Genomic DNA, 5,647 nt, shown 5'->3' with positions numbered 1-5,647 from the left:
TCCACGCCACTGGCGGGCGGCCTCGCGGTGCTCGGCGCGGCGGGCGACGGCCGCGTGGACGCGCAGGGCGACCGCCGCGGCACCGCCGGCGACCGCCGCCGCGCAGGGGATCCACCACGGCTCGGCCAGGAGCAGCAGCGCGGCGACGAGCGCGGCCGTGCTCCAGCCGGTCACACAGGACGCCGCCGCGCTGCGCCGCGACAGGGGCCGGTCGGCGCCCGCCCGCAGATCGGCGAGCGCCGGCACGTACCAGACACAGCCGGACGCGGTCAGTACCGCGGTCCCGAGGGCGAGAACAGCGTGGGACACGGTGTCTACCTCGACGCCTGGAGTTCGAGCGCGGCGACCTCCGGGTGGTGCAGGTCGAACGCCGGGGACTCGCTGCGGATGCGGGGCAGGGTGAGGAAGTTGTGCCGAGGCGGCGGGCAGGACGTCGCCCACTCCAGGGAGCGGCCGTAACCCCACGGGTCGTCGACCTCGACCGGCCCTCCGTACTTCGCGGTCTTCCAGACGTTGTAGAAGAACGGCAGCAGGGACAGGCCGAGCACGAACGAGCCGATCGTGGACACGGTGTTGAGGGCGGTGAAGCCGTCTGCCGCGAGATAGTCGGCGTACCGGCGGGGCATGCCCTCGGCGCCCAGCCAGTGCTGTACGAGGAACGTGCTGTGGAAGCCGACCGTGAGCGTCCAGAAGGTGATCTTGCCGAGGCGTTCGTCGAGCATCTTGCCGGTGAACTTCGGCCACCAGAAGTGGAACCCGGCGAACATCGCGTACACCACGGTGCCGAACACGGTGTAGTGGAAGTGGGCGACGACGAAGTACGAGTCGGACAGATGGAAGTCCATCGGGGGCGACGCGAGGATCACACCGGTCAGACCGCCGAAGACGAACGTGATCAGGAAGCCGGTCGTCCACAGCATCGGCGTCTCGAACGACAGGCTGCCCTTCCACATCGTGCCGATCCAGTTGAAGAACTTCACCCCCGTCGGCACGGCGATCAGGAACGTCATGAAGGAGAAGAACGGCAGCAGCACCCCGCCCGTGGTGTACATGTGGTGCGCCCACACCGTCACGCTCAGACCCGCGATCGCGATTGTCGCGCCGATCAGACCCATGTAGCCGAACATCGGCTTGCGGGAGAAGACGGGGACGACCTCGGAGACGATCCCGAAGAACGGCAGCGCGAGGATGTACACCTCGGGGTGGCCGAAGAACCAGAACAGGTGCTGCCACAGCAGGGCGCCGCCGTTGGCCGGGTCGAAGATGTGCGAGCCGAACTTGCGGTCCATCTCCAGCGCGAACAGGGCCGCCGCGAGCACCGGGAACACGATCAGCACCAGCAGCGCCGTCAGCAGCACGTTCCAGGTGAAGATCGGCATCCGGAACATGGTCATGCCGGGGGCGCGCATGCAGATGATCGTGGTGATGAAGTTGACGGCGCCCAGGATCGACCCGAAACCGGACAGCGCCACACCCATGATCCACAGGTCGGCGCCCAGCCCCGGCGAGTGCACCGCGTCGGACAGCGGTGCGTACAGGAACCAGCCGAAGTCGGCGGCGCCGCCCGGCGTGAGGAAACCGAACGCGGCGATGAGCGAGCCGAACAGGAACAGCCAGTAGGCCAGCATGTTCAGCCGGGGGAACGCCACGTCGGGGGCGCCGATCTGGAGCGGCATGATCCAGTTGGCGAAGCCGGTGAACAGCGGCATCGCGAACATCAGCAGCATGATCGAGCCGTGCATGGTGAACGCCTGGTTGAACTGCTCGTTCGACATGATCTGCAGTCCGGGGCGCGCCAGCTCGGCCCGCATCATCAGCGCCATGACACCGCCGACGATGAAGAACACCAGCGCGGTGACCAGGTACAGCGTCCCGATCTTCTTGTGGTCGGTGGTCGTCAGCCAGTCCACCCACGCCGCCCGGCCGGCCGGCCGGGCCTCACCGGCCGTCCCGCCGGCCGCCTCCTCGACGGCCCTCCCTGCCGTCTTCCCGGTCGCCGGGACCGCGGGGTCCGGCTCGGCGCCCCCCGCCTGTCGTATCTGTGCCTCGTCCACCGGACGACGTCCCTTCCGCTGTGCTCATGTCACTGGCGCGGCCGGGAAGCACTCGACACGGGTAACGGATGGGCCTCCCCGGCCGCGCTTCATGATCTGCGGAGGGGTACGGGGTGCCTCTAGGGCCCAACGTCCCCTCGGCGGCCCGGGGGTGGGGTCCAACGTCCCTTCCTGCGGCGGGGACCGTATCGGGGGCGTACGCGAGAACGACCGCCGGGTCGGGCCGCGCCCTTGTCGGACGCGGCTCGACCCGGCGGTCGGGTGGGGGTGGGGCGGTGATGTCGGTATGCCCGTTCGCGGCGGCGTTTCCGGCCGGCCCCGCAGGGCTGCCGGCTGGTCCTGCGCCGCTGGTCAGGGCCGGCGCAGGACCACGGTGGCGTTGTTGCCGCCGAAGCCGAAGCTGCTGACGGCGGCGACCTCGGCGTGCGGTGTCTCCAGCGCCGTCGTCGGCAGTGTCAGCCGGTCCGTCTCCTCGGGGGTGCGCAGCCCGGCCGTCGGCGGGGCGACCCCGGTGCGCAGGGTCATGGCCGTCGCGGCGATGCCGGCCGCGCCGGAGATGTGCAGCAGATGGCCGACGGCGCCCTTGTGGGAGCTGACCGGGACGTCGGTCCAGCCGCGTTCGGCCGCCACGGTCTCCAGCGCGAGCAGTTCGGCGGTGTCGCCCTGCGCGGTGCCGGTGGCGTGCGCGTGGACGTAGTCGAGGCGGGAGGCACCGGCGGCGTCCACCGCCTCGCGCAGACAGTCGGCGACGGAGTCCGTGTCCGAGGCGACGGACTTGCCTGCGGCGACCCGGCAGGCGGTACCGGCGACGACCGCCTCGGGCCGTGCCCCGCGCTCCCGGGCCCGGTCGGCCGTCTCCAGCAGCAGGGCGCCGCCGCCCTCGCCGAGGGAGATGCCGCCGCGCGCGGTGTCGAACGGCCGGCACGCGGCACGGTCCACGGCCCGTACGACGTCCATGCTGGCGTACTCGTAGTGGTTGAGCGCGGTCGCCCCCACGATCAGCACGGCCGGCACGGACCCGGAGAGCAGCGCCTCGTGGGCGAAGGCGACGGCGAAGAGCGCGGAGGCGCAGGCGTGTGTGAGGTGCACGCTGTCGCCGCCCGCTGTGATCCCTTCCGCGCCCGGACCGAGGAACTCCCGTTCCTCCGCGCCGAGTCCGGAGCCGTCGGCGGGCAGGGGCGCCTGGCCGACGGTGATCACCAGCGTGCCGTCGGGGGTGCCCGGCAGGCCGGCGGCGTGCAGTGCCTCCTCGACGGCGGCCGAGGCGTACGCCTGCTTGCGCGGGCGGCCCGTGGGGTCGAAGTCGGGTACCTCGCCGACGGGTTCGCCCTGGTAGGCGGGGGAGCGGAAGCGGGCGGCCGGGGCGAGCGCGGTACGGCCGGCGACCAGTTCCCGCCAGTACGTGCCGGTTCCCCGGCCGAAGGGGGTCACCAGACCCGTACCGCTGATGACGACCTCAGACACGGGCCGCGGTCCCTTCTTCCAGGAGAGCGGTGAGCAGGGCGGAGGGCGGAGGCCCGGAGTCTTCCGGCGGCGATACGAGGGCTCCGTCCGCTCCGCGTGCGGCTCCGTCCGCCCTTCGTGCGGCTCCGTCCGCCCTTCGTACGGCTTCGTCCGCTCCTCGTACGGCCCTGTCCGCCGCCTGTACGGCTTCGTCGGCTCCCCATACGGCGGTGACGGCGACCAGGCCGGGGGCGTGCGGGCCGTCGCCGGGGACGAGGACGAACTCGCAGACCACGGTGGCCTGACGGCTCTCCGGGGCGGCCAGGCGCAGCGCGGTGCGGGCCGGGGTGGCCGCGAGGAGCCAGCAGCGTCCGGTGCGGCCCGACTCCGTCAGCCAGGGGCGTACCAGTTCGGACGTCTCCGCCGCGACGGAGTCGGACGGCCGCAGCCGGCGGCCGGGGTCCGTGCAGCGGGCGGCGAGACGCCGGGCGGCGAGCACGCTGTAGTCGTCGCACAGCACATACAGGGGGGCGGTGTCGCGAAGCGGCTGCGGCAGGGCGGCGAACGCCGCGTCGAGGGCCGCGCTCACGGCGGCCACGGGCTTGGCGTGCACCGACGGGGCGTCGACGAGCCCCGCGCCGGCCCGCGCGGCGACGGCGGCGCACACGGACACCGCCGGTTCCGTCGCGGCGAGGGCGAGGCGGGGCAGCGGGCCGCCTGTCCCGTCGCCGGTACCGGCGTTGCCTTGCACCACGTTCCTCACCCCGTTCACGTCATGTGACTGTGGGGTATCTTGGCCCGGCAGTCACGCAAAGTCAATTTATGTCATTCCTGTGACTCTCGTGGCAGGCTCTGTCAGGAGCCGGCTTCGTCGCCCCGGCCGCTCATCACCCGGTACAAGCCGTAGAGGATCTCTATGCCGCCGATCACCATCAGCACGACGCCGACCTTCGTGAGTGTGAACACCGGGATGTGGACATCCTCGGTGAACAGACGCAGCGCGAGCCCGACGCCGAACGTGACGATGCCTTCGGTGAAGTTCTTTGCGGGGGATGCCACGGGCTCGGTCTCCTCAGGGATCGATGCAAGTACACAAGGCCAATTGACCAGTCGCTGGTCAGGATAGGCAGAGGGTCGATCGAGCGGCGTCAGCCCACCGGATGAGTTCGCACCACATCGATCGATGGACCCGAGGAGACGCCTTCTCCTCCTCGGGGAACACCGCCATTCGCACACGCGTACATCATGCGGGAAACCGGCCGACCGCCCGGAAACCGCACGGACAGGGGGAGAACCATGGCGCGCACCGCGCTGGTCGTCGGAGGCAACCGGGGCATCGGACTGGCCGTCGCCCGGCGGCTGGCCGACGAAGGACATCACGTCGCTGTCACCTACCGTCAGGAACCGCCGCCCGCCGGACTGCTCGGCGTGCCCTGCGATGTCACAGACCTTGACAGCGTGCGGGACGCGTTCGACCGGGCCGAGGAGCTGCTGGGCTCCGTGGACGTGCTCGTCCACAGCGCCGGGATCACCCGGGACCGGCTGCTGTACGCCATGTCCGAGGAGGACTTCGCCCTCCCCCTGCTCACCAACCTCACCGGCGCCTACCGCGTCACCCGGCGCGCGGTGCGCGGCATGCTGCGCCGACGGTGGGGCCGCATCGTCCTGCTGTCCTCCCAGGTCGCCCTCTCGGGGGAGGCGGGGCAGGCCAACTACGCCGCGTCCAAGGCGGCGTTGGTCGGCTTCGCCCGCTCACTGGCCCGGGAACTCGGCGGGCGCGGCATCACCGTGAACGTCGTCGCGCCCGGCCTCACCGACACCGACATGGCCGCCGCGCTCCCGGAGGAGAGGCGAGAGGCGATCGTGGCGGGCGTGCCCGTCGGCAGGCTGGTCCGGCCGGAGGAGGTCGCCGCGGCGGTCGCGTTCCTCGCCTCCGCCGACGCGGGCGCCGTCACCGGCGCCGTCCTCTCGGTGGACGGCGGTGCCGGCATGGGGCACTGACGGCACGCCGGGCGCCGCGCGCTGACGGGGGCCGCGGACGCCCTCCGCCGACGACCGGCGGACGACCCGCGGACGACCGGAGGTCAACGCGCGTCGACCGGCACTCGGCCGTCGCGACCGCCCCCGGCCGGCCATCGACGGCCGAGTGC

The 5,647-nt window shown here is 72.0% G+C and carries 6 protein-coding genes; 1 reads left to right on the top strand and 5 read right to left on the bottom strand.

Annotation, left to right across the window (positions count from 1 at the left end; all coding sequences use genetic code 11):
- From MTQ10_RS27240 to MTQ10_RS27220, 5 genes are all read right to left on the bottom strand, one after another.
- Positions 1–309 (bottom strand): hypothetical protein (locus MTQ10_RS27240; RefSeq protein ID WP_247472903.1); only part of this gene is annotated, 309 nt, incomplete at its 3' end.
- Positions 310–314: 5 nt separating this feature from the next.
- Positions 315–2,054: an aa3-type cytochrome oxidase subunit I gene (gene ctaD, locus MTQ10_RS27235; RefSeq protein WP_247472902.1), complete on the bottom strand. Its 1,740-nt coding sequence runs from the start codon at positions 2,052–2,054 to the stop codon at positions 315–317.
- A gap of 351 nt (positions 2,055–2,405) precedes the next feature.
- Positions 2,406–3,518, bottom strand: a complete 1,113-nt coding sequence (locus MTQ10_RS27230) for a beta-ketoacyl synthase N-terminal-like domain-containing protein (RefSeq protein ID WP_247472901.1) — start codon at positions 3,516–3,518, stop codon at positions 2,406–2,408.
- Complete coding sequence (locus MTQ10_RS27225) at positions 3,511–4,251, bottom strand: hypothetical protein (RefSeq protein WP_247472900.1); 741 nt, start codon at positions 4,249–4,251, stop codon at positions 3,511–3,513. The genes MTQ10_RS27230 and MTQ10_RS27225 overlap by 8 nt, the downstream gene beginning before the upstream one ends.
- 101 nt (positions 4,252–4,352) lie before the next feature.
- The gene (locus MTQ10_RS27220) at positions 4,353–4,556 is read right to left on the bottom strand and encodes a DUF5708 family protein (RefSeq protein WP_247472899.1); all 204 of its coding nucleotides are present in this window, start codon (positions 4,554–4,556) and stop codon (positions 4,353–4,355) included.
- 237 nt (positions 4,557–4,793) lie between these two features.
- On the opposite strand from MTQ10_RS27220, the gene fabG reads away from it, so the two are divergent.
- Positions 4,794–5,498: a 3-oxoacyl-ACP reductase FabG gene (gene fabG, locus MTQ10_RS27215; protein ID WP_247472898.1), complete on the top strand. Its 705-nt coding sequence runs from the start codon at positions 4,794–4,796 to the stop codon at positions 5,496–5,498.
- The last annotated feature ends 149 nt before the right edge of the window (positions 5,499–5,647 follow it).

It is taken from the genome of Streptomyces sp. XM83C, assembly GCF_023072675.1.
Lineage (GTDB): Bacteria > Actinomycetota > Actinomycetes > Streptomycetales > Streptomycetaceae > Streptomyces > Streptomyces thermocoprophilus.
This window is presented reverse-complemented; position numbering and strand designations above follow the sequence as displayed.

What these genes read in the sequence shown, in the direction of transcription:
- fabG (WP_247472898.1), top strand. Translation starts at nt 4,794, where the DNA reads ATGGCGCGCACCGCGCTGGTCGTCGGAGGCAACCGGGGCATCGGACTG.